The 25,099-nt window shown below is 70.9% G+C and carries 11 protein-coding genes; 7 read left to right on the top strand and 4 right to left on the bottom strand.

What is annotated here, in order from left to right; all coding sequences use genetic code 11:
* Positions 1–153: 153 nt before the first annotated feature.
* Positions 154–2,313: an MMPL family transporter gene (locus ACZ4FV_RS40210; RefSeq protein ID WP_402238131.1), complete on the bottom strand. Its 2,160-nt coding sequence runs from the start codon at positions 2,311–2,313 to the stop codon at positions 154–156.
* Positions 2,314–2,543: 230 nt separating this feature from the next.
* Between ACZ4FV_RS40210 and ACZ4FV_RS40205 the strand changes: the two genes are divergently transcribed.
* The 4 genes from ACZ4FV_RS40205 (at position 2,544) to ACZ4FV_RS40190 (ending at position 10,536) form a co-directional block, all read left to right on the top strand.
* The gene (locus ACZ4FV_RS40205) at positions 2,544–2,762 is read left to right on the top strand and encodes a hypothetical protein (protein ID WP_465325650.1); all 219 of its coding nucleotides are present in this window, start codon (positions 2,544–2,546) and stop codon (positions 2,760–2,762) included.
* A gap of 633 nt (positions 2,763–3,395) precedes the next feature.
* Complete coding sequence (locus ACZ4FV_RS40200; RefSeq protein WP_402238127.1) at positions 3,396–3,959, top strand: sigma-70 family RNA polymerase sigma factor; 564 nt, start codon at positions 3,396–3,398, stop codon at positions 3,957–3,959.
* A gap of 123 nt (positions 3,960–4,082) precedes the next feature.
* Positions 4,083–5,753: a hypothetical protein gene (locus ACZ4FV_RS40195; RefSeq protein ID WP_465325648.1), complete on the top strand. Its 1,671-nt coding sequence runs from the start codon at positions 4,083–4,085 to the stop codon at positions 5,751–5,753.
* A gap of 91 nt (positions 5,754–5,844) precedes the next feature.
* A complete protein-coding gene (locus ACZ4FV_RS40190) occupies positions 5,845–10,536 on the top strand; it encodes an FtsK/SpoIIIE domain-containing protein (protein WP_402238122.1) in 4,692 nt (1,563 codons plus the stop codon).
* 83 nt (positions 10,537–10,619) lie between these two features.
* Here ACZ4FV_RS40190 and ACZ4FV_RS40185 read toward each other — a convergent pair whose 3' ends face one another.
* The 3 genes from ACZ4FV_RS40185 to ACZ4FV_RS40175 form a co-directional block, all read right to left on the bottom strand.
* Entirely contained in the window at positions 10,620–10,958 is a 339-nt protein-coding gene (locus ACZ4FV_RS40185) for a hypothetical protein (protein WP_395864800.1), read from the bottom strand.
* Positions 10,959–11,010: 52 nt separating this feature from the next.
* Entirely contained in the window at positions 11,011–11,319 is a 309-nt protein-coding gene (locus ACZ4FV_RS40180) for a hypothetical protein (RefSeq protein WP_395864802.1), read from the bottom strand.
* 109 nt (positions 11,320–11,428) lie between these two features.
* Positions 11,429–12,445 (bottom strand): serine/arginine repetitive matrix protein 2, encoded by a 1,017-nt coding sequence (locus ACZ4FV_RS40175; RefSeq protein WP_395864804.1) that lies wholly within the window; start codon positions 12,443–12,445, stop codon positions 11,429–11,431.
* A 183-nt stretch (positions 12,446–12,628) separates the two neighbouring features.
* Here ACZ4FV_RS40175 and ACZ4FV_RS40170 point away from each other — a divergent pair, with 183 nt between their 5' ends.
* From ACZ4FV_RS40170 to ACZ4FV_RS40160, 3 genes are read left to right on the top strand one after another with little or no spacing between them, the layout of a single operon-like run.
* Positions 12,629–21,241: a hypothetical protein gene (locus tag ACZ4FV_RS40170; protein ID WP_465325644.1), complete on the top strand. Its 8,613-nt coding sequence runs from the start codon at positions 12,629–12,631 to the stop codon at positions 21,239–21,241.
* A complete protein-coding gene (locus tag ACZ4FV_RS40165; protein ID WP_465325642.1) occupies positions 21,238–23,871 on the top strand; it encodes a right-handed parallel beta-helix repeat-containing protein in 2,634 nt (877 codons plus the stop codon). Before ACZ4FV_RS40170 ends, ACZ4FV_RS40165 begins: the two co-directional genes overlap by 4 nt.
* Positions 23,872–23,918: 47 nt before the next feature.
* Complete coding sequence (locus ACZ4FV_RS40160; RefSeq protein ID WP_465325639.1) at positions 23,919–24,911, top strand: ricin-type beta-trefoil lectin domain protein; 993 nt, start codon at positions 23,919–23,921, stop codon at positions 24,909–24,911.
* The last annotated feature ends 188 nt before the right edge of the window (positions 24,912–25,099 follow it).

Below are 25,099 nucleotides of genomic sequence, written 5' to 3'. Positions count from 1 at the left end.
GGCCGCCGGGCCGGCCTTCCGAATCCGGGCCCGTCGACACATGCCGATATCCCGTACAGGTGTGTACGGGATAGCGAACCGCATGCATCGAACGTGTTCAACCATGTTCGAGTTAGCTGCCCGACCCGCGCGTCGAGCGGAGTTTGCCCCGGCTCACGGGTGCGTTCGGGACTCGCTCGAATCCGGCCCGGCCGGCGGTGTCGGGTGCGTGTGCCGCGCGTCCCTGCGCCACAGGGCGCTCGGCCACCACATGCGTTCGCGGAGGTCGAGGATCAGCGCGGTGACGACCACGGAACGCACCACCAGTGTGTCGACCAGCACACCCAGTGCCACCGCGAAGCCGATCTCGGCGAAACCGACGATCGGCAGCGTCGCCAGGGCGGCGAAGGTGCCCGCGAGGACCAGACCGGCCGAGGTGATCACGCCGCCGGTCGCCGCGAGGCCGGTCAACGCACCGGTCCGGGTGTCGCTGCGGATGCTCTCCTCTCGTACCCGGGTGGTCAGGAAGATGTTGTAGTCGATACCCAGCGCGACCAGGAAGACGAAGACGAGCAGGGGGAAGGATGTGTCCTCGGCGGGGAAGTCGAAGATGTGCCGGAACACCAGCGCGCTGACACCGAGCGCCGCGGTGAACGACAACACCACCGTGGCGATCAGCACCACCGGGGCGACCACGGCCCGCAGCAGCAGCGCCAGGATGATCAGCACGACCGCGAGGATGACCGGGATCAGCAGCTTCTCGTCCCGCACCGACGCCCGGTTGCTGTCGAGTTGGGCCGCCGTACCGCCGCCCACGAGCGCGTCGGCCCGCGGCACCGCGTGTACCGCGGCACGGGCGTCGTCGACCGTGTCCTGGGCCGCGCTACTGTCGGCGGCGTCGGTGAGGGTGGCCTCCAGGTAGGACCGCCCGTCACGCTCCGCGGGAACGTCCGGCGGCACCACGATGCTCTCCGGCACCACGCCGGGTACGGTCGCCAACGACGCGCGGACCGCGTCCAGGGATGGTGTGTTCGCGACGACCTGGAGCGGCTGCCCGGTACCCGCCGGGAAGTAGCGGGCCTGCACCGTCTGGCCGACCACCGAATCGGGTTTGCCGGTGAAGCTCTCGGCGGTGGTGAGCCCTTCGGCGTTCAGCGCCAGCAGGCCGAACGACAACGCGCCCAGGGCCGCGACGGTGCCGATCCACACCGCGCGCGGCCGGCGGGCGATGCGCTGACCGGTCCGGGCCCACAGGCCCGTCTCGGTGGGCTCGGGCGAGCCCAGGTGCGGGATGACCGGCCAGAAGATCCACCGCCCGAGGATGAGCAGCACCGCCGGGAACAGGGTCAGCATCACGAGCAGGGCCACCGCGACGCCGATCGCGGCGACGGGACCCAGGCCGTTGGTGGAGTTCATCTCGGCGGCGAGCAGACACAGCATGCCGAGGATCACGGTCGAGGCACTGGCGATCACCGCGGGGCCGGCCCGATGCAGGGCGAGCGCCATCGCCTCGTGTCGATCCTCGTGACGGCGCAGTTCCTCACGGTAGCGGGCGACGAGCAACAGTGCGTAGTCGGTGCCGGCACCGAACACCAGGACGGTCAGAATGCCCGCGCTCTGCGCGTTGACCACCAGCGACGCGTGTCGGGCCAGCACGTAGATCAGCGCCTGCGCGACGAACAGCGCACCGACCACACACACCACCGGGACCAGGAGCAGCGTCGGGCTGCGGTAGGTGAACAGCAGGATCACCACGACCACGGCCAGCGCCGCGAACAACAGGGTTCCGTCGATGCCCTCGAACGCCTCGCTGCTGTCGGCGGCGACCCCGCCGGGGCCGGTGATGTGCGTTTGAAGGCCGTTGTCGGGGTTGTCGTCCAGGACCGCGCGGATCTCGTCCACGGCCTTGCTGATGGAGTTCCACCCGTTGTCACCGAAGGTGATCGGCACCAGGACGAGCGCGGCGCGTGGTGCCTCCGTCCGATCGAGGATGGGGCCCTGCACCTGGGCGCCGACGATCCCGTGAGCGGTCAGGGTGCGCATCTGTGCGGCGTCGGAGGCGATGATCCGGTCGTCGGCCGGCGTCAGACCGGACGAGCGCGCGAACACGACCACGGCTGTGACGTTCTGCGGCAGGAAGTCCTTGGACTGGTCGACGACCTTGGTCGACTCGGCGTTGCCCGGCAACCACGCGGAGGCGTCGTTCTTCTCCGCGTCCGTCAACTTGCTTGCCGCCGGCCCGGCCGCGGCGAGTACCACGACCCACAGCACAAGGATGATCCACTTGGCGCGCCGACCGCATACCAGCCGCGCGGCTCGCCCCGCTCCGCCCATCGTGGCCACCTCCACCGCTCGAACGTGATGTGATGTGGTGTCCCCCGAGGTGCACTCTCACCAGGATGGCATCGGGCCCTCGATCACGCGCCCGCTGGAACCCTCCGCACGAGCGGAACGCTGCGAACAGGCGCCCCCGGTAGGGCGATCCGCGTCCGGCGCGGGTGGGGGCGACCCGCCTGCGGCACGGCGATTCGCCGATCGTTGCCCGCCGCGCGACCGTGGAGGACATGAGCGACAAGGCACACGGCCACTTCGATTTGGTGGTCCAGGCGTATCCCCCGGGGCAGCCGTACCGACTGGTGATGCTCGCCGACGGCTCCTACCGCCAACTGCACAGCCGTCGCGAACTCGACGAACTCGCCGCGCATCTCGGCCTCGACCCCACGGACCGCGACCGGGTCGCGTGGGAGGGCGGCGACGAGTGGCCCCGGAGCGACGTCCGATGACCCGACCACCCTCCGCGTGACGGAGGGCACGCGGTGTAGCCAAGGGCACACGGACCGAACCCTCGACGACTCATGATCGAACCGGTTGTACGAGACGGAGTCACGCCCGACGAGCCGATCGAGGCGATCGAGGCGATCGAGAATCCCGCCGGCGACCAACTCATCGTCGGCATTACCCCACTTCGTTCATATCGCGAACCAGTTCGAGCAACGTGCTCGGGTCTTTGGAAGTCGGATCCTTCACCCGATTTCCCTTTCCCTACCGAAATTTCCCCGGGAAGACGCAAAGGATCCGGTGTCGGTTCGGCGTCGCAGCCATCAATTCATCGATACCTGGGGCGCGAACCTCGAATCGAAAGGCATAGCGCGGTGAGCGTTCGGATCCGGACACGGAGCGGGCGAACTCGATCGGACGTCCCGGGCATCCCGGCCGTATCGATCCCGGGGGAACGTCCGCGACAAGTAATCCCGGCAAAGCGATCAGGAACGTTTCCCCGTCGATCCGCGGCGTCCGCGGCAAACCACGGATGTCGAATCCTCAAATTCAGCACAGATCCAACGAACCTGTAGCCCGCCCTGGTTAGTGTTCGCGGTTCCGAGCCGACACATCGGGGGAAGCGAGGATCCGGGGACGTGACAGCCATCTGTACCCATGACCGTGACACCGGCAGCCAGGCACACCCGACACCCGAGAGCGAACTCGCCGAACTCGCCGAACTGGTCTACCGGCGCTACTCCATGCAGTTGTTGTCCTTCTGCCTCAAGCTCACCGGGGGAGACCGACCGTGGGCCGAGGACGTCGTCCAGGAGACCATGCTGCGGGCATGGCGCCACGCGGACTCGATCGCCGACGCCGCGTCGGACCTGATGCCATGGCTGGCGACGGTGTCGCGCCGAATCGTCATGGACGATCGTCGTGCGCGCCGCGCCAGGCCGCAGGAGTGCAGCCCCGAACCGCTGGAGTACGTACCGGCCGACGACCAGTGGGAACCCCTGCTCTGGAAGATGGCCGTGGCCGACGCACTGCCCTCGCTCACCGACGCGCATCGCGAGATCCTCACCGAGACGGTGTTGCGCGACCGTGGACTCCAGCAGGCCGCCGAGATCCTCGGCATCCCGGTGGGAACGGTGAAGTCCCGTATCCACTACGCGATCCGAGCCCTGCGTCAGGCTCTGGACGAGGGCAGTGCAGGATGAACGCGGCGCAGGGGGAGCGCAGCGCACGATAGGCACTCGGGATTCCATGGTGTGTCGCCCGAGAGGCGCGGCGCCGCGACCGGGTGATCCCCTGGAAGTCCGTTGGGAGGAGTTACCCGGCACATGAGGAACACCGATCCGCTCGACTTCTTCACGAACCACCGTGACACGATCCTCCGTTGGGGCGGCATCTCCGCCGCCGCCCTGGTCCTCTTCCTGATCATCCGATCCATCGCGATGCGATTCGGTGGATGGAAGGCGGCATCACGTCGCCTGGGTCGGGAAATCGCGCTGACGGCATACGCGTTCGGTGCCCCGATGCGGACCTGGCTGCGCTACCGACGCTCGGTGCGGCTGCTGGTGGAGCGATTGGGCGCGAGCACGACCTGGCGGGACGCGGAACGTGCCCTGGTGGCGGCCAAGTTCCCCGCCGCTCCCGGTCAGCCGTACGCCGCGGTCGTCGGCGACGAAACGGTGACGGTGCTGTTCGCCGCCGCCGACATACCGCCGCCTTCGGGCCTTTGGCAGCCGGTGCCGGACGACCCCTGGGCGTGGACGGCCTCCAGGGCACAGCTGCCGTCGGTCACGCCGGACGCCGAGGGAAGCAGACCGGTCGTCGTCGCCTTGGGCGAGCGCGACCGGGACTGTGTGTTCCTCGACCTGGTGGTCGGCCCGCCGATGGTGTGCGTGCAGGGCGATCCTCGGTCGGGACCGGCACTGTTCCAGGCCGTCGCGGCGCAGCTGGACGCGCGGCTGCCCGGTGGACAGGTCGTGGTCGCCGACGGGGTGCACCGCGACGTACCCGGAGCGCCGGTACGGGACGCGTACCGGGCCGCCCGCGCCACGCCGCCTCGACTGGGCCTGCCGGTGTTCCTGGCGACCCCGGAACTGCCCGACCCGTTGCCGCCCGAACTCGCAGAGCCGCAGGGCGATTCACCCTCCTTGCGCGTGCTGCTCGGCGGACCGGGGCGGAGTCATGTACGGACGTTGTTGACCGATGTGCACGGTCGAGTCGCCGTACCCGGAACCCCGTTGGTGGTCTCGTGCAACGCACTCGGGGCTGCCCTCGCCCGGGTACTGCCGACCGTTCCGCCGGTGCTTCCGCCCGTCCCCGCGCCGGTTTCCCGGTCCGGAGCGGGTCACGCCGAGTGGTTCACGGAGGAGGAGAGCGGAACCGCGCTCGCGGAACCGCAGGCGGCGCGGACGGCAACGGTGGATCCGGTGACGACCCTGGAACCGGCCGGAACCATGGCGTCCGCGGTCTCGGCACGTACCGCCGTCTCGGAGCCGCCCGCGCGATCGTCGGGCGGACAGGCCGCTCCGGGTACGTCCCGGCCGGCGGCGTGGAGCACACGCCCCGCGTCGCCTGTCGCCGACGCGGGCCCCGTGCCCGCTCCTTCGGTCGGCGAACCGGCGGCCGGGCCCCCCGCACGAACGTCGACCGCGACGGTGTCGGCAACCCTGGCATCGGACCACGAACCGCCGTTCTCACCCGCCGTGTCGGCCCGAAGGAATCCGACGTCGGAGCGGGAGCCGGAGCCGAAGCCGCCGACTCCGGACGACGGTCCGAATCGGGCTCCCGTCCCCGACCCGACACCCGAGCCCGAACCGACACCGCAGCCCGACCCGACACCCCACCCCGAACCGACCCTCCAACCCGACCCGACACCCGAGCCCGAACCCACCCACGATCCCGACCCGGCGCCCGACACCGACCCCACGCGAGAGCCCGACGCCGCGAACCGCCCGACGGTCGGCCCCCGGCCCCCATCTCCCCCCGCCCCGCCGTCATAGGCCCCGCCACCGCTTCCCGACCGTCCCCCGCGGTCCCTGCCCACCCCCACCCCGCCGTCTCGCCGTCTCGCCCTCCCCGCGAGAGAGTTGGATGCCCGTGAATCTCGCCGTCACCACCACCGATCCGCAGGGCCGCCGCGCCGATCACCTGCTGGACGTCCCCGATTCGGCGACCGTCGCCGAACTCGGTTCAGTGCTCGGTGCCGCCGACCTGTTCCTGGGGAGTCGACGGCTCAACCCCGACGTGCGCGTGGGTGCGAGCGGCATCCGCACCGGGGCGCTGCTCGGCCTCGACGCCCCCGCGCCGACCGAGACGGCGACGCGCGCGTGGCGACCGCCCGGGTCGGATCCGGTGCTCGTCACCGTGCGCCACGTGTCGGGCCCCGGTGCGGGTCGGGTGTGGCGGCTCGGCCCGGGGCGTCACGAGGTCGGCACGGACCGGGCGTGTGCGTTGCGCCTGGACGGCGGCGAGGCACCCGCGCAGGGCACGTGGATCACGGTCGCCACGAACGGATCCGTCGCGGTCGCGCTGCCGAAGGACGCGGACGAGGACCGGTGCGGCCTGCGCAGCCTCACCCCGCCGCCGCCCGTGGATCCGATCACCGGTACGCCCCTCACCGCCGAGGAGCCGGCCGGGACGCAGGAGGGCGGCCCCGGCGGGCATTCCACCGAGCCCGCGCCACCGGGGCCGGACGGGCTGCCGATCGCGCCGCCGTTGCCGCCGATCGGTTACCTTCCACCGCCCGACGACGGCTCGCTCCCCTGGCCGACGTACGCCGACCTGTCGCTCGGCGACCATCTCCTGCGCCTGGGCCCGCCGGACGAGCCCGAGGCGGCGGTGCGCGCGTCGTCGGACGGACTCGGCGTGGAGTACAACCGACCGCCGCGCATCGCGCCGCACCTGGACGGCGAGTCGATCCGGATGATGGGTCCGCCGACCGACAACACCAAGCGGCCGTTCCCCTTCCTGATGATGATGGCCCCGCTCGTGATGGGCCTGGCGATGATGTTCCTGTTCCGGAGCCTGTTCTTCGTCGTCTTCATCTTCTTCACACCGATCATGGCGGTCGGCAACTGGGTCTCCGGTCGGCGCAGCGGGCGCAAGCAGTACGAGGAGGCGAAGCGGGTCTTCCGGATCCGCCGGTCGGCCCTGGAACTGGAGATGCGGCGCGCGACCGTGGAGGAACGCGGGCTGCGCAACTCGACGTTCCCGGATCCCGCGGCGGTCCTGCTGACCGCGACCGGGCCGGGCCTGGGTCTGTGGCAGCGCCGCCGCCGGGACACCGACCACATGACCATCCGGCTGGGCACGCTCACCCGCGCGTCGCTCAAGCGGATCGACGACCAGGCGCGCGAGACGCACTACCGGCAGGTCAACTGGCGCCTGGCCGACGTGCCGTTCGGTGTGGAGATGGCGGACTTCGGCGTGCTGGGCATCAGCGGTCCCGGGGCCGCGCCGCGCCGGATCGCGAGTTGGGCGGTGATCCAGACGGCCGTGCTGCACAGCCCGCGCGACGTGCGCATCGTCGTGTTGACCGAGGACGAACACGCCGACGCGTGGCAGTGGGTCCGCTGGTTGCCGCACCTGCGGCCGGGCCGGGCGGGCGCGGCGGTGGTGGGGCTGGGCACCGATCCCGAGAGCACCGCGCATCGGGTCAACGAGTTGATCGCCGACATCCAGACCCGCGTCGACTCCGCGCAGTCGGCGCTGGGCCGCACGCTGCTGCGCGTACCGGACGTCCTGGTGATCCTGGACGGCGCCCGTCGGTTGCGCGATGTGCCGGGCGTGATCGAGGTGTTGACGACCGGACCGGCCGTACGCGTGTTCAGTCTGTGCCTGGAGGAACGCGAACACCAGTTGCCGGAGGAGTGCACGGCCGTGGTGACCGCGAACGGCGCTCGCCTGAACGTGAAGGCGTCGCACGTTCCGGAGGTGGCGGACGTGCGGGCCGATCTGGTCGACCCGGCCTGGTGCGAGGAGGTCGCGCGGGCGATCGCGCCGATGCGCGACGTCAGCGTGGAGAGCGACTCGGGCCTGCCGGCCGAGGTCGCGCTGCTGCCGCTGATCGGCCAGGAGCCGCCGGACGCCGACGTCGTGGTGGGCGAGTGGGCGCGCCGCCCGGCGTCCACGACGTTCGTGCTGGGCTCCGGGTACGAGGGCACCCTGCGGCTGGACCTGGTCCGCGACGGCCCGCACGGCCTGATCGGCGGCACCACCGGCTCGGGCAAGTCGGAACTGCTCCAGACCGTGATCGCCTCGCTCGCCGCGGCCAACCGGCCCGACGAACTCACCTTCGTCCTGGTCGACTACAAGGGCGGCAGCGCGTTCCGCGAATGCGCCGAACTGCCGCACACCCTCGGCATGATCACCGACCTCGACGGCCATCTGGTCAAACGTGCCCTGGCCTCCCTGGACGCCGAACTCCGGCGCCGCGAGACGGTCCTGAACGTGGTCGAGGCCAAGGACCACACCGAGTACCGGATCAAGCGCTCGCGCGATCCGCGACTGCCCGCGCTTCCCCGACTCATTCTGGTGATCGACGAGTTCGCCACCCTGGTCCGCGAACTGCCGGACTTCGTGCCCGGTCTGATCAGCCTCGCCCAGCGCGGCCGTTCACTGGGCCTGCACTTGCTGCTGGCCACCCAGCGGCCGGGCGGCTCGGTCAGCAACGAGATCAAGGCCAACACCAACCTGCGGATCGCCCTGCGCGTCACCGACCGTTCAGAGAGCCAAGACATCATCGACAGCGGCGACGCCGCCGGGATCTCACCGAACAATCCGGGTCGGGCACTGGTCCGCCGGGGTGAGGGCGCGCCCACGCCGTTCCAGACCGCGTTCGTCGGCGCGGAGCGGCCCGGTGCGATCCCGAGCGCGGTCGCCGAGGCCGCGGTGGCCCGGCCGGTACGCGGCGTGCAACTCGGCTGGCAGCGCCTGGGCCGCCCACTGGACCTCTCGGTCCTGGCTCCGGACTCGCCCGCCGACCCGCAGGAGGGCGGTACGACCACGCCGTCCGAGGAACAGCCCACCGACCTGCGCGCGTTGGTGGACGTGCTGCGCGAGGCGGCGGACCGACTGCCCGACTTCGAGCCGCTGCCCAGTCCCTGGCTGCCGGCGCTCGACAGCCGGCTGCGTCTCGACGATCTGCCGGCCATCCCGGAACCCGAGCCCGGCGCGCTGCCGATGGTCCCCTACGCGCTGCTCGACATCCCGCAGTTGCAGGCCCGACGGCTCGCCGCGATCGACTTCGCGACCTTCGGGCACCTGTACATCATCGGCGCACCCCGCTCGGGCCGCACCCAGGTCCTGCGCAGCATCGCGGGCGCGGCGGCCCTCACCATCCCCTGCTCGGACCTGCACATCTACGCCATCGACGCGGCGGGCGGCGGGCTGGGCGTATTGGAGGCGCTGCCGCATTGCGGCGCGGTCGTCTCGCGCCACGACGCGGAGCGCATGGAACGGCTGATCACCCGCCTGTCCGGCGAACTGACCCTGCGACAGCGGCTCATCGCGCAGCACGACTGCGCGGGCGTCACCGAACTGCGGGCCAAGCTGCCCAAGGACCGCCGCCCCGCGCACCTGGTGTTCATGGTGGACGGCTGGGACGCGCTGAGCAACATGCTCGACGACTACGACGGCGGCCGACTGTACGCCGAATTCGTGCGGCTGTTGCGTGAAGGGCAGGCGGCCGGGATCCACGTGATCGCGACCTCCGAGCGCCTGCTGCTGGGTGGACGCCTCGCGGCGCACAACGACCGCAGACTGTTGTTGCGGCAGACCGACCCGGGCGACTTCACGCTCATCGGCATTCCCCGCAACAGCGTTCCGACGCATGTCCCCCCGGGGCGCGGCTGGTTCGCGCCGGGGGCGGTCGAGGCCCAGATCGCGTTGTTGCCGTCGACCGCCGAGTCGTCCATCGGCCGGCCGTCGATCGATCAGCCGTCGACGGCCTCCGCCGCGGGTGCCGTCGAGGCAGGCGACACCTCCGCGGGCGACCAGAGCGACCAGGCCGAGGCGATGCGGGACCTGGCTCGGCGGGCGACGATCCGCGACAGCAATGTGCCGGGCGTGCGGCGACCGTTCCGGGTCAACGAGATGCCGACGCTGATCGGCTTCCAGGAGGCCCACGACCGGGTGCCGCAGGCGCTGCGCACGCCGCTGCGGGCCCTGTTGGGCGTAGGGGGCGACGCGGTCGAGCCGCTGAGCTACGACTTCTCGGACGGCGCCGGGTCGTTCATGGTCACCGGGCCGCCGCGCAGTGGGCGCAGCACGGCGTTGGCCGCCATGTGCGTGTCGCTGCTGATGGGCGGTACCCATCTGATCGTGCTCACGCCGCGCGACTCACAGTTGCGCAAGCTGGCCGCGCACGGCCTCGCCCAGGTGCTCACCGACCCCGATCCGTCCCCGGAGGAACTGAACGAGGCGTTGGCCGCGGTAGAGGGGAAGCCGGTGGTGGTCGTGGTGGACGATGCCGATCTCATGCTGGCGTGCGACGCCGACTCGGTGCTGCGGAAGTTGGCGACGTCGGGCCGCGACCGCGGGCAGGGTCTGTTGCTGGCCGGCACGGCGGAGTCGATGAGTTCGCTGGGCTGGGTGGGCATGGCCCGCAGGTCGCGCCGCGGCCTGCTGTTGGGGCCGAAGACCCTGGGTGAGGGAGACCTGATCGGGGTCAGGTTGTCGGCCGAGCAGGTGCGCGCGTCACTGGGTCCGGGTCGGGGCTGGACCGCGGGCGACGCGGGGTCGGCGATCGCGGTGCAGGTGCCGCTCACGGTCCTGGACGGCTGACGGGCGGGAGCGCGCACGGCACCTGCGCGCGAGGTGGGGCGGCGGAACGGCGGTGTGTGCGCCGCCCGCCGCCCTTGCGGCGGCTACTTCTTCTGGGCCGCCGCGTCGGCCTGCATCTTGTCGATGGCTTTCCTGATCTCGGTCGTCAGGTTCTCGTCGGAATCCGTGAGCGACTTCGCGATCTCGCGGAAGTTCTGGCCGTACGAGTCGATGTTCTTCGCGGACGACTTCATCTGCGCGCTGAACGTGTTGTATGCCTCCGTCAGGGCGGGGCTGGCCTTCTCGAACACCAGGCCGTCTTGAAGCAGACCGCTCACGGCCGTCTCCAGGTCGCCGAGCTCTTTGGAGATGTCGGCCAGCTTGGCAGCCATTCTCGTTGCGCCGCGGGCGATTTCGTCGACATCGACGTGGATATCGGCCATGAGGTCCTCCCAAGGGGTCGCTGGACGGTTGCTTGCATGGGTAAACGGGCTGCTACTGGGGCGAGTTGACCTTGTCCGCGATGTCCTTGTCCAGGTCCTGCACGGACGTCATGATCTGGCGGAACTGCGTCGCGTAGCCCTTGATGCTCTCGGTGGCCTGGGTGAGCGCGGTGTTGAACTTCTCGTACTGGCTCTGCAACGCCGGACTGGCCTTGGTCAGCACGAGGTTCTGGGTGAGCAGGGTGTCCACCTCGTCCTTGGCCTCCTTCATCCGGGGCACGAGCGTGTGGTCGACACTGTTGTCCAACAGATTGGACACCCGGGTTATCTCGGCGTAGGTGAGTTTGATGTTGGCGGCCATGGCGAATCTCCTCGGTCACGGAAGCGAACGGAATCGGGAACGGGAGCGGGAACGGGAGTCGGTGCGGAGGCGGGTACGAGTGCGCGGGTGAACGCCGGTGGGGCGGGGGTCAAATGATGTGGTTCTTTCCCTTGTCGCCGGTGCCGGTGCCCGTCTTCTTGTCGCGACCGGAGTCGCTGTCGGCGTACGCGGGATCCGGCTTCCACTTGTCTTTCGGTCCGCTCCGGATGTAGTGCTCGGACTTGCCGTCCGCAGTGGAGACCATCGTGCCGCCGCCGTCCTTGTTGATCGTGAAGACGGCCGTACTCGAGGTACCGTCACCGAAGTTGGTGGTGATGGTGTAGTCGCGGACGTCGATCCGGTCCGGCTCGTTGCCCTTGTCGTCGCCGTCCGGGATCTCGACCCATTCCGGCGGGCCCTTGTACGTCGTGATCGTCTCGTAGCTCTGCCCCTGCGCGGTGGTGATCTTCGAGGTCTCCTTGACGACGTTGTTGTCCTTGTCCAACTCGACGCTGACGTCGATCTTGCCGTCCTTGTCCTCGTGGTGGTACGAGGTCGGGGGCTTGTCGTCGGGTTTGGGCGGCTCCTTCCCGGGGTTGGGAGGTGCGCTGTCCTCGCCCTTGGCGATCCACGCGGCACACCACGCCGGGGCGTCCGGGGCGTGGCATACCGACCGGATTCTCTGGTCGGGATGGTCGCGGAAGTAGTCGGTGGCACCGATCGAGGCCAGGTACGCGTCCCACTTGGCCTTGTCCGCCACCCACTTGTCGTGCGTCGCCTTGATGTTCCGCCACTTGTCCAGGCCCAGACCCACGGTCATCAGACCGGCCCCGGCGGCAATCCGCTGGTCGGCGTCGAAGAACCGGTCGGACACCGCCTTGAAGGTGTCCGCAAGCTGGTTGAGACCCTCCTTCGCTTTACCGGTACGGGACTTCGAGTGGCGGTGGAAGCTGTTGAACGCGTACGACAGACTCGACGTGCCCAGACACGCCTTTCGTTCGCCGGCCGCCGCCTCGCCGAGCTCCCGAAATGCTCCGCCACTGCCCGAATCGGCCTGCTTGGCAAGGTTTCGCAGCTTGCTCTGGATCGTGTACAGGTTGTTGTAGTCGACCGCGAAATCGACCATTTCGACCTCCTGCCCCTCGACGAGACCGCGTCGTGCACCGCTCCTCGAACTGCCTCCACTTCTGTACGCGTTGCAACCGATGGAGGTTCAACGACGTTACTCGGAGAAAGATTGAACCTCTCCCGAGGAAGGCGCGTACAGAAGGCGGCCGTGGTTGCACGATCGAGCGAAAGGGGCACCTCGATGGCTCGTCCGGGAGACTGGAGTGCGCTCGGTCTCGACCGCGACCCCACCCCCGGCGACCCCGACCGGATCGACCGCGTGATCGCCGCGGAACTCGAATTCATCGATCTCGCACGGGAGATCGACAACGGCCTGAACGAGGTCAAGAACACCGCGAGCACCGTCTTCATCGGCAAGACGGCGGACGCCATGCGCGGCGTCATCGACGGCAATCTGCGCAACTACATCTCGACGTACAAGAAGGCGCACGAAAAGGTACGCGCCGCCCTGGTGACCTACGTCGCCATCATGCGCACGCAGCAACAACGCGCGGACACGGCCCTGTCCGCGGCCGCCGCGCTGTCCGAGGACGACGACGCGGGCCGGGACACGCACAAAGCCACCGCGGCGGATGCCAAGACCACCCTGGAGGACGCGGCCGACACCGCCGCGCGAGCGCTCAACGCCGCCGCCGAGTCCATCGCCTCCCCCGTGGACGAGTGCGACGAGTTCTGGAAGGCGCTCTCCTGGATCGCGATGTTCCTGGTCGTTCCGGCGATCTTCCTCGGCGGCGTGGTCGCGCTGCTGTCCATCGCCCTGAATGTCGCGCTCATGATCAAGACCGCGATCGACTTCGCGCACGGCAAGGCGGGCGTCACCGAGCTCGTGCTGGGCATCCTGGGGATGATCGCCCCGACCACCAAGGGACTGCATCTCGGCAGTCTGTGGAACGTCATCAAGGGCATCGGTACGCGCGGCCTCGCCGGCACGAAGACCTTCTTCCGCGGCGGCGCCAACTCGTTCGGGCTGCTCGGCCGGATGGGGCTGGGTATCGACGACGCGCTCGCCGCGGGCGGCGCGTGGATCAAGGGCGGGATCCAAGGCATCAAGCTCGGTCCCGCCCTGACCCACATACCCGAACTCTCCATGTTCGGCGTCAATGTCGGGCGCGGCATCCGCGTCTTCCCGATCGGCGCCGACCTGACCGTGATCAACCTCGCCGGCGCGAAGACGTTCTTCGGCCTGCGCAGCGTCGTCAGAACGGTCAACGCCTTCAAGGGGCTGGGGGGTTCGATCGCGAGCGGCCTGAGCGGCTTCAAGAGTCTGCGGCTGTTCCTGCCGGTGGCGGCCGACGAGATGGGCCAGGGCCTGGGGCTCGCCTTCCGGATCGGCTTCATCGACCGCGGCATGTTCAACATGTACCGCTACGGCGCCTTCATCGACGGCAAGTTCATCGGCGCGGGTTCCAAGATCACCGGCGGCGTACACGCGGGCTTCACCGCCTTCGGATCGGGCGGCGGTCTGGGGAAGCTGCCGCATGTCGACATCGGTGGCCTCGACGCGCTGAACACCGGTCCACTCGGTCGCGGGTTCGACATGCCGCCCCTGTCCACGCGATTCACCAGCGGACTCGGCGAGTTGGGCATGGTGAACGTCCCCTCGCTCGGCAAGTTCGGCGACGGGTTCCACGCGGGTACCTTCCCGAGCCTGGACACCTATCTCGCCAACAGCGGCAACCTCGGCGCGGTGGTGCCGCTCACCGGGTTCGGTGCCAAGATCGTCGACCTGCCGCCGTTCTCCTTCAACGGACTGGGCACGTTGGACCTCGGCGGCAGACTCGGCGTGCCGCCCGCCGTCACCGGGACGGGCGTGACCGCGCTGGGCACGGGCGGGCTCCACGCACCGGCGAGTTCGCTCGGCCACATCAGCATCCCGAACCTCGACACGGTCACCAACGCACTGCCCAAGGTCGACGTCGGGCTGCCGGGATCGAGCGCGCTGGTGCACGACCTGCCCTCGACCGGCTCGATCGCCCTCCCCCATGTCGAAGGCATGGGGACCGTCGCCCTCCCGCAGATCGGCAACGTCTCGCTCCCGCACTCGGGCACCGCCGCGCTGCCCAACGTGGCGACGCCGACGCCGGCACACGTCAATCTCCCGACCGTGTCGACCACACCCGTCTCCGGCCTCACCGGCTCCCTCGCCCCCACGCTCGGCCACAATGCCGGGGCCTTCCCGGGCCAACTGCTCGGCGATCTCAAACCGCCCACCGTCGGCGCACAACTGGCCGACGTACCGGCCGTTTCCTCCGCCAACCTCTCCACCCCGCAGGTCACCGGGCTGCACGACGGCGCCCGGGTCAACGTCCCGGAGATCGGCTCGGTCCCGCTCGCATCGCAGGTCCAGGCGCCGAGCGTCGGCGCGATACCCGACACGGGTCAGGTCTCCACGCCGGGGATCGGCGTCACCGGGGGACTCGGACACGTCGCGACCCCGAACCTCGGCAGCGTGCCCAATGTCGCACAGCCGGCCACGCCCAACGTCGGCGGAGTGTCGGGCATCACCCAGGTGGGCACGCCCGACCTCCGAACGCCGCACACCGGCCCCGGGGTCGGGGCGCCGAACACCGGTGCCGTCGAAATACCCCCGGTCCGGGGTGGGCACGTCGCCACCTCGCCCACCACGCCGGCCCCGAACACGGCCGACCTCAAGGGCGCCGGCGGCGCGACGACACACGTCGACGTCAACGGCAGCCGCGTGACGTTCGGCACCCTGTCGCCGCGCGGCGGACCGGGCGACACCCCGCCGGTGGGCCCCGCGGGCACCGCGGGCGTGGGCGGCGTCCCCACCACCGGGGGCCACTTCCCCACGCTGCGCCCGGCGGCCGACGACCTCACGGTGTTCATGGTGAACAACGTGCGGTACGACTTCGCGCACACCTTCAGCAACATCCCCGGCCTGGGCGGCGTCGAGGTGCGGGTGCTGCCGAGCTCCCGGGCGGACCGGCTCGTCGACATCCACGTCGCCTCGGGCGGGCGCACCGACATCAGCGCGAACCACATCACCGTCGGCGACCAACAGATCCTGCGGATCGAACAGGCCTTCGCGGGCGGCGTGCACCGGTGGGACTACGAACTGAGCGCGCTGAACAACCACCGACTCCTCGACGACCAGATCATCGACGCGCACGTCACCGGCCCCGTCCCCGGGCAGTCCGTCGAGCTGACCACCATGCCCCCGGCCGGCACGATCACCGGGTCGACGACCCTCGGTGCCGGCACGACCGTGCCGACGGTGCCCGGCCCGGGCACCGTGACCGGCCCGGGCTCGCACCTCGTCGACATCCCGGGGCTGCCCGGGACCCGGATCGAGGTCCGCCTCGGCGCCGACGGCATCGGAGGAATCCGCACGGTGGGCGCTGCGGACGGACCCCCGCTGATCCCCTCGCACCACACCGGACCGTCCGGGAACACCATCGTGCGCGTCGAGCAGGACGTGGTGCCGAACGTCGAGATCCGCCGTTGGGACTTCGACATGTCCGCGGCCGGCGGCCGACTCGTCGGCATCGAGCGGCGCATCACGCTCAGCGGCGGCGACTTCGACCGCAACCTCGTCGTCATCCGCGTCGATGTGGAGGACCAACCCCTCGGTATCACCCACTTCGACGCCGACGGCAAGGTGCACAACCCGGGCGGGTCACCGGTACGGGTCAGCGCGACCGGGGTCAACATCCCCACCGGCACCGGCTTCCGGATCCACGACCGGACGACCGGCGCACCCTCGCACAGCGGCCTGCGGCTGACCGATTCCACCGGCCACGTGCTGCCCATGCACGTGCTGACCCCGGACGACGGCGGGGCCCTCTCCCTCGTCGACGCCGGCGCCACCAGGACCCTGGGCTCCGTCACCGTGCCGCCGGGTGCGAACGGCATGTTCCATGTCGTCCCCACCGACGCCGGTCCCGCCGTCCGGGTCTTCGGCGCGAACGGCCGGTTCTCGCACGACTCGCTTGCGCTCGGCGGCATCGACGGGCTGGGCGTGCCGGGTGGTCACATCCGCTCGCCGCATGTCGACACGCCGCATCTGGCCGGCGCCGACGGCACGCCGATCCCCGGCACCCGGGTCGTCCCGCAAGTGGGCGGCGAGTTCCGGATCCAGCACCCGGGCGGGCAGTTCCACGTCGACGCCACAGGCGCCCGCGGACACGACGTCGTCACCCTCACCACCGCCGACAACCGGGGAACGGGGCTGCACGTCTTCACCCCGGTCGGCGCCGCGGACCCGCTGCCCGCCCCGCGCGGCGTGGACGGTACGCCGTCCACGACCGCGACCGTCGCCCACGTCGACAACACGTTCCACATCACCCGCACCGGCCCCGACGGGCAACCGCATGGGACGGTGGACGTGCACACGCCACAGGGCGTGTTCTCGCACACCGCGCTCCCGCTCACCGGCGGCGGTGCCCCCGGCGGGTTCATCCGGATGCCCGAGAACGTCGGCGGCGTCCCGCACCTCACCCGAGGCGACGGCACGACCGTGCCGCACACGAGCGTCACACCGCAACACGGCGGCGGGTACCTGGTCGAGTACCGCGGCGGCGCGATCCTCGTCGACGGCGCGGGCGCGCGCACGCACAACGTCCTCGAACTCAGGGTCGGCGACGCGTCGGTCGGGCAGTACGTGCACACGCCGGTCGACACCCCCGACGTGCCGGTGCCGCACCCGAGCAACCAGGCCGGCGTACCCGATCCGAACGTCACCATCACCCGGGTCGGCGACGAACTGCGGCTCACCGACCCCGACGGGTCGTTCGCCGCGCACGGTCTCGACGGAGTGCGCCGGTACCAGGCGATCCACGTGGTCGGCGGCCCGTTCGGGGGGCGGTTCGTCCGGGTCGACGCCGCCGGGACCGTCACCCTCGTGGACGGACGACTCGGCCCCGTCCCGGACACGCACGTCGTGCGGCAGAACGGGTTGCGGGGAGACGGCTTCCGGATCCTCGACGACACCGACCACGTCGTCGTGGGCCTGCGGGGCGAGCACCGCTTCGACGCCATCGGCCTGCGTGGCCCCCATGGGGCTCCGACGGGCGAGTTCGTCTTCTTCAACCCCGCCCCGGCCGCCGGGGCGCCCGCGCCCGGCCCGCTGCCGCTCGTCAAGCACGCGAACGGCCAAAACCTCGAATTCTCGGTGCACACCCGCCCCGACGGCACCCTCCAGGTCGCCGGCCACGAATCGCCGTCGATTCGGGTCTTCTCGAACACCGGCGAGTTCGACTTCCGGGTGTTGCGCCTGCGCGACGTGGGCGGCGCGCACCTGCCGCAGAACGTCCGCGTGCACCCGGGCGGGGCACACTCCCTGGTCGGCGGCGACCTCGTCGACATCCCGAACATCACCGTGCATCCGCGCGACGGCGGCGGGTTCAATGTGCGCACCGCCGACGGCGGGTTCCGCCTGTTCGACGAGAACGGCGGGCTCGAATTCACCGCGACTCCGCACCAGGTGCCGCGCGACGGTGGCCACATCACCGTCTTCCGGGTGAACGACGGCACCGGCGTCCACCGCTTCGACGGCATCGGGCTGTCGGACGCCCGGATCGGCAAGCCCGGGCAGACGCGATTCCTGGACACGACGGCGGGCAACCTGCGGATCCTGGACGGCAATCTCGACGCGCTCCCGGGCCTGCGGGCGATCCCGCAACCGGGCGGCGGATACCGGGTTGACGGCATCGGCGCGCAGACCCGCGAGTTCCGACTCTTCGACGCGGGCGGGCGCCTGGAGTTCCAGCGCATCGACATGGTCGACGCCAAGGGCCGGATCCACCCGAATCGGCACTTCGCGATCGCCCACCCGGCCGACGGCGATCCCACGTGGGCGCTGGTCAAGACCGACGCGCACGGCGTACCGGTGCCCGCTCCGCCGACCCGGAAGTGGTTCGAGGGCGGCCCGGTCGACATGCAGGGCGCGGCGGCGGGCCGGGTCCACCTGATCAGCCATCTCAAGGTCACCGTCTTCGAACGTCGCTGGTTGCCCGACGGCGGCATGCTCGACGCGCACCACTCGACGGCCACCCTGGGCACCTTCGGCTGGTTCAATCAGCGCGGACCGTGGGCCGAGTTCACCCCGAACGGCAACCTGGTGCAGCACGGCACCCGGCACTGGGGCGAAAGCACGCGCAGTTGGTTCGACGTCAAGAGCGTGTTCGGCTTCGACGTCCGCGTGCGGCACTTCCAACTCAGCGCGGACGGCGGCCACGTGCTGGCCAGGCTGGACACCGTGCCGGCCGGGCAGAGCTTCGCGGACACCACATGGGTGCGGTACGACGCCGACTTCGGGCAGATCGCCTCGGGAACCCGGCACTGGGGTCCCGGGCGTGGCTGGACCGACAAGATGAACCATCCGATCACGAACCGACTCCTCACCTCCCAGGAGAAGTACGGCCGCTTCCAGTTCGGTCTGCACGACGTGCGCCGCTACCACCAGGTCGAGATGGGCCCGGACGGCATCCCCAAGCGGGACTTCGTCTCCCGGCACCCGGACGGCAACGTCAACGGGTTCGGCAAGACACTGTTCAACGGCGACTTCCTCAAGGTCGAGCGGTTCGCCGAGCAGCGGCCTCCGGTGTTCTTCCGCAACATGTTCAGCTCCGACATCCGCACCACCGACCTCAGCGGGCACCAGTGGCTGGCCAAGGACAATCGCCTGCGCGTGGCGACGTGGACCCAGGAGCCGGCGGGCGGCGGCGCGGGCACCCGCGGCGTGCAGTTCACCACCAACAACAAGACCGTGATCGACGTCGCGAGCAACGGCGACATCGTCCGCGAGACACGCACGCTGCTCGGCGGCAAGACCCTGACCGTCGGCGACGTACGGCTGCCCGCCGTCCACGCGGGGCCGAACGTGGGGCAGCCGGTGGCACATCGACCGCACTACCTCCCGTGGACCGAAGGCGCCGACGGTCTCCAAGGCCACCGGACGTTCGTACAGGGCGACTTCGTCCCGACCCCGGGCGTGGGCGGCAAGCGCGTCACCTGGCAGGACCGCGTCACCAACGACCTGGCCGACGGCGACTGGTACACCCCGGGCGCCAAGCCGTGGACCGTGGTCCGGACCGGCTTCGACGACGGCACGTTCATCGACTACCGGCCCAGGCCGAACGACGGCGCGGGGGGCGCGGGGCCCAACACCCGCACCTCCATCGATGCCCACAACGGCGACTGGACGATGTACAACCACCACGGCGTCGTCGTCGGTCGTTCGGATTCCTTTCCCGATCCCAACGGGGCCGGGCACCTCGACATCGTCGGCACCATGGGGGCGAACACCCGCCGGTTCCGGTGGCACGACGCGGCCCACCCGGAGACGGGCGGCATCCGCACCACCGCGTTCGAGCGGCAGATCACGCCGTGGCACTTCGACCGCGAGTCGTTCCAGGACTACGACGCGACCGGCAACCTCATCCGCGACCATCGACAACTCGGCGAGGGTCTGAGCGTCGTGGCGTGGCGTGGCGTCGACGCCCGGGGCAATGAGGTCTGGCACTGGAACAAGCTGGACCCGAACGGCAATGTGATGTCCTTCGGCGACGGCGTCGGCGACCGCGTCCGGCACTGGTTCGACGCGGACGGCAACCGGCTCCCCGGCTGGGCGAAGGGCGCCCGGTGGTCCGACCGGATCAGCAGCCTCGACGACCAGGTGGTCCAGGAGATCCCGGAGCGCAAGTTCACCAACGCGTTCCGGGACTCTCTCACCGACAGCCCGTTCCGGGTGCGCGACTTCCGCCCCTCGCCCACCACGGCGTTCGACCGGCACGTGTGGCAGGAGTCCGACCAAGGCATCCTCGCCCAGGTCAAGATTCGGCTCTCGGACGGCACGTTCCTGGAGACGAACAACTTCAACAAGCACGCGCGGCGCTACGACACGGACGGCGTCACCGTCATCAACGACCGCACGATCCCCGGGTACATCCACGAGTACGACGTCAACGGCGTCGACACCATCATCGGACGGGAGACGCACTTCACCGGCTGGGCCAACGAATACCGCGGCCTCAACCGCACGTTCCGCGAACCGAACCGCTGGACCTTCGGTCCGTCCGTGGACGGCGAGGCGGTCCCGGCGCCGTTCGCGCTCCGGGCGATCCAGTCCATCGGCATCGACATGACGCACGAGTTCCTGCTCGACTTCGCCATGAACCTCGTCGTCCTGTCCATGGTCCGGATGATCTCCGGCGGCGCGTTGAGCATGGTGGACGTCGGACGCGCCGCGTTCGGCGCCTCGTTGAGTTCGATGACCAAGGGCAGCGTCTCGGCGGCGCACATGGCGTTCAACCGGGGCGGCTGGAAGGTGCACTGGTCGAACATCGACTACGGGATGCCGGGGAGTTGGCGGCCCAACGACGACAGCCACAACACCGAGTGGGGGGCGAACGAGCGTCCGGTGCGGTGGCGCGGCGGCACCTACGAGTTCACCCTCGGCCTCGCCACCGGCGCGCTCGCCGGGTTCGTCAGCGGCGCGTCGCAGTCCGCCATCTTCGGGGTCCGCAGCGCCGACGGCGCGATCATCAAACTCACCGGCGGAGACGCCGCGTTGGCCGGCCTGGCGTCCATGGTCGGCGGGGCTCTCGACACCGTCTCGGTCGGCGCGCTCCGCACCCTGGTCCAGCACTTGGTCGGCAGTCGGTGGATCCACCGCCAGGGGCCGATGGACATCTTCGTGGTCGGCGCACTGGGCAAGCTGGTCGACAAGCTCGTCGGCCTGCTGGTGTTCAGTCCCGCGACCGTGCGCTGGATCGGCCATGTGCCCGACGGAACGTCGTCCGACAACCTACTGCCAGGAACGGGTACCGGATGAGCACACCGGTCTTCCGCGTCGGCCCCAGGGGCCGAGGCGCCCACCGCGACATCGGGGCCGCACTCGCCGCCGCACCCGCCGGCGCCGAAATCCTCGTCGCGCCCGGCGAGTACGAGGAGCGCCTGCGGCTGGAGCGGCGGGTGGTCCTGCGGCCGGAGAACGGGGCGGGAACCGTCGTGCTCCGCCCGCCGGCCGGAGTGGCCCTGACCGTCGCCGCCCCCGGTTGCGTGGTCCGCGGCCTCGTCCTGCACGGCGCCGACCCGGCGGAGCCGGTGGTCCGGGTGGAGGACGCGGCCGGCCTCACCCTCGACGCGTGCGAACTCGACCGCGGCCGCGTGGACGTGCTCGGCTCGGCGAAGGCGAGCGGCAACGCGCGGAACGCCACACTCACCCTCGCCGACACCCTCGACGCCGACCTCGGCGACCCGACCGGCGGCGGCGTCCTGCTGATCCGCCGGACCCGGCTGCGCGGGGCGCGACACGCCGCGGTGGTGCTGGACGGCGACGCCCGGGCCCGCGTCGAGGACACGACCCTGGAGACCATCGACGGCGTCGGGGTGGTGTTGTCCGGTCACGCGGTACTGATCGCCGACCGGTTGCGGGTGCGCGAGACCTCCGGTTCGGCGCTGCGGGTACGCGGCGACGCCCGACTGCTGGCCCGGGACAGCACGCTCGACGGCGCCGGACGCAACGGCGTCCTGGTCGAGGAGCGCGGCGAGGTGTGCCTCGACGACTGCCGCGTGCGCGACGTCGGGCGCAGCGGCGTCCAGGCCGAACACGAGGCCCGCGTCCACCTCGACGACTGCCGGATCACCGACGCCAAAGGCAGCGCGGTGGCGGTCGGCGGTACGGCGCACCTCACCGCGCACGGCTGCCGGATCGCCGGCCCGGCCGCCAACGGCGTCGTCGCGCTCGGCGAATCCGAGGTGACCGTGACCGCGTCGCTGATCACTCGCACCGGATTCACCGCGGTGCACCTCGGCGCGAACGCCCGAGCCCGGATCGGCGGTTGCCGTCTCGACGGCAGCGAGGAACACGGCTTCGCGGTGGTGGGGTCCGCCGACGCGGAGATCGTGGACACCACGGTCACGGGGGCGAGCATGTGCGGAGTGCACGTGGCCGACCAGGCCACGCTCTCGATGCGCGCCGGCCGGATCGAGGGCGGCGAGACGGGCGTCCGTCTGCGCTCCTCCACGGCCTGCGAGCTGCGCGAATGCGTGGTGAGCGGGCAGCGCAGGACGGGCGTCGAGATCGGCACCGACGCGGTCGCCGCGCTGTACGCGACCCGGATCGCCGAGACCGGCAGCGCGGGTGTCAGCGTCGACGCCGGTGCGCGGCTGCGGATGGACGGTGGCGGCATCTTCGCGGTCGGCGGCAGCGGACTGGTGGTGGGGCGCGGCGCCGAGCCGACGGTGCGCGGCATCCGGGTGGACGGGACCGCGAAGAACGGCATCCTGTTCGGCGAGGGCGCGCGTGGGGTGATCGAACACAGCGACCTGTCGGCGTGCGCGTACCCCGCCCTGCACATCGGCCGCGACGCCGAACCGCGCTTCGTCGGCTGTCGGGTCTTCGACTGCGCACAGGACGTCGGCCACAGCGAGGGTGCGCGCCCGGTGTTCGAGGAGTGCGTGTCCGTCCGGGTGGCCGCGCCCTCGCTGCCCACCCTGTCGGAGGCGTCCACGCGGACACCGCGCCAACCCGCGGCACCGCCCGGGGTCGCGGCCGGCGTCGCTTCGGCGGGCGGGCCGCCCACGGTCGCCGCGCCGGTGTCGGCCGACCTGGCCGAGTCGGGCGAGGCTCCGCCGCCGCCCGAGACCCTGGAGGACCTGCTCGCCGAACTCGCCGAACTCGTGGGACTGGGCGGCGTCAAACGCGATGTCGGCGGCATGGTCAAGCTGATGCAGACGGTGCGCATGCGTCAGGAGGCCGGGCTGCCCGCGCCACCGCTGAGTCGTCACCTGGTCTTCGCGGGCAACCCGGGCACCGGGAAGACGACCATCGCCCGCCTGTACGGAAGGTTGTTGAAGGCGCTCGGCCTGCTCGAACGCGGCCATCTGGTCGAGGTCGACCGCAGTTCCCTGGTCGGCGAATACGTCGGGCACACCGGCCCGAAGACGACCGAGTCGTTCAATCGTGCCCGCGGCGGCGTGTTGTTCATCGACGAGGCGTACGCGCTCGTGCCCGCCGGTGTCGCGAACGACTTCGGCGGCGAGGCCGTCGCGACGCTCGTGAAGCTCATGGAGGACCACCGGGACGAAGTCGTCGTGATCGTCGCCGGATACCCCGGCGAGATGGAGCGGTTCATCGCCTCGAACCCGGGCCTGTCCTCGCGTTTCACCCGCAGCCTGCTGTTCGACGACTACTCGGCCGACGACCTGGTGCGCATCGTCGAGCACCACGCCGGCCTGCACCGCTACGAACTCAGCATCCCCGCGCGCAAGGCGCTCGGCGAGTTGTTCACCGCGATGCCGCGCGGTGCGCAGTTCGGCAACGGCCGCACCGCGCGCCAGGTGTTCCAGCAGATGACCGAGCGTCAGGCCATGCGGATGGCCGAGATCGACACGCCCGACGAGCGGCAACTGGTCGTCCTCGACGAGATGGACCTCCCGCGACTGGTCGGCTCCGACTGACGGCGCACACCGCCCCGTCAGAATGTCGTGCCCACGAAGGAGAGCTTGTGTCCGAACCCAACGAAACCGGCGCGCACGTCGGTTCGTCCGCGCCCTCGTTGGCGCAGGCGTACGCCCGCCGGCCGACCCGGCCCCGACGCGGTCTCGCACCGGGGCGCCGGGTGTGGGTCTCGCTCGGCTCGGCCGCGGGCATCGCCGCGGTCACGACGCTGGCCGTGGCGCTGACCCCGACCGGCGCGAGCGGCGACACGTCGGCCGGCGATCGCACGGTCGCGGCCGCGGGGGCGGGGACGGGGGCGGGGGTGCCGGGCGCCGTGCCGCCCGGGGAACCCGGGGCGGTCGGCGCACCGGGTGCGCGTGGTCTGCCCGGTTCACCCGGGGCACCGGGTTCGCCTGGAGCACCCGGCGCGCCCGGCCTACCCGGTGCACCCGGCGCACCGGGGGAGGCCGGCGCGCCCGGCGAGGCCGGCTCGACCCCGACGGGCGCCGGGTCGACACCGCCCGCCACGACTCCCGCGCCGCCGGTCGCCGAGCGACCCCCTGCCGCCGGGCGACCCGCGACGCAACCCGCGATGGAGCCCCGGCAAATGCCGCTGACCAAACCCGCCCCGGAGCAACCCAAGGTGGCGCCCCAGCCCCCGCCGGCCCAGCCGAAGCCGAACGTCCCGGGCAACCCGCTGCGGAACGGGTACTCCGGCAAGTGCCTGAGCGGGTCCGCGGGTTCCGACGGCACGCCGCTGGTCCTGTGGTCGTGCAACGGAGACGTGAACCAGAAGTGGGACATCAGATCCGACGGCACGATCCGCACCAAGGGCCTGTGCATGGACGCGGCCTGGGGCTCCACCCAGAAGGGCACCGTCATCCAACTCGCCTACTGCAGTGGGAACCCCGCCCAACAGTTCACGCTGCGCGGCAACAACATCTACGCGAAGGCTTCCAACATGTGCGCCGACGTCTGGGACTTCAAGACCAACGACGGCGCGGCAATCCGCCTCCACCCCTGCCACGCCGGGCAGAACCAGGTGTGGACCCGCGCCTGAGTGCCGCAACGCCCGCTCGACGGCCCTGACCGAACCACGGGCCGCTCCGCCCCGAAACAGGGGCCGGGGGGGGGGGGGGGGGGGGGGGGGGGGGGGGGGGGGGTCGGGGCGGGGGGGGGGGGGGGGGCACGGCCGGCCCGGCATATGCTCTGTGGTGAGGGGGGGTGTGGGCTGGACGGGGCGGTATC

This window comes from Embleya sp. NPDC025285 (assembly GCF_055558835.1).
This window is presented reverse-complemented; position numbering and strand designations above follow the sequence as displayed.

What these genes read in the sequence shown, in the direction of transcription:
- ACZ4FV_RS40210 (WP_402238131.1), bottom strand. Translation starts at nt 2,313, where the DNA reads ATGGGCGGAGCGGGGCGAGCCGCGCGGCTGGTATGCGGTCGGCGCGCC.
- ACZ4FV_RS40205 (WP_465325650.1), top strand. Translation starts at nt 2,544, where the DNA reads ATGAGCGACAAGGCACACGGCCACTTCGATTTGGTGGTCCAGGCGTAT.
- ACZ4FV_RS40195 (WP_465325648.1), top strand. Translation starts at nt 4,083, where the DNA reads ATGAGGAACACCGATCCGCTCGACTTCTTCACGAACCACCGTGACACG.
- ACZ4FV_RS40190 (WP_402238122.1), top strand. Translation starts at nt 5,845, where the DNA reads ATGCCCGTGAATCTCGCCGTCACCACCACCGATCCGCAGGGCCGCCGC.
- ACZ4FV_RS40185 (WP_395864800.1), bottom strand. Translation starts at nt 10,958, where the DNA reads ATGGCCGATATCCACGTCGATGTCGACGAAATCGCCCGCGGCGCAACG.
- ACZ4FV_RS40180 (WP_395864802.1), bottom strand. Translation starts at nt 11,319, where the DNA reads ATGGCCGCCAACATCAAACTCACCTACGCCGAGATAACCCGGGTGTCC.
- ACZ4FV_RS40175 (WP_395864804.1), bottom strand. Translation starts at nt 12,445, where the DNA reads ATGGTCGATTTCGCGGTCGACTACAACAACCTGTACACGATCCAGAGC.
- ACZ4FV_RS40170 (WP_465325644.1), top strand. Translation starts at nt 12,629, where the DNA reads ATGGCTCGTCCGGGAGACTGGAGTGCGCTCGGTCTCGACCGCGACCCC.
- ACZ4FV_RS40165 (WP_465325642.1), top strand. Translation starts at nt 21,238, where the DNA reads ATGAGCACACCGGTCTTCCGCGTCGGCCCCAGGGGCCGAGGCGCCCAC.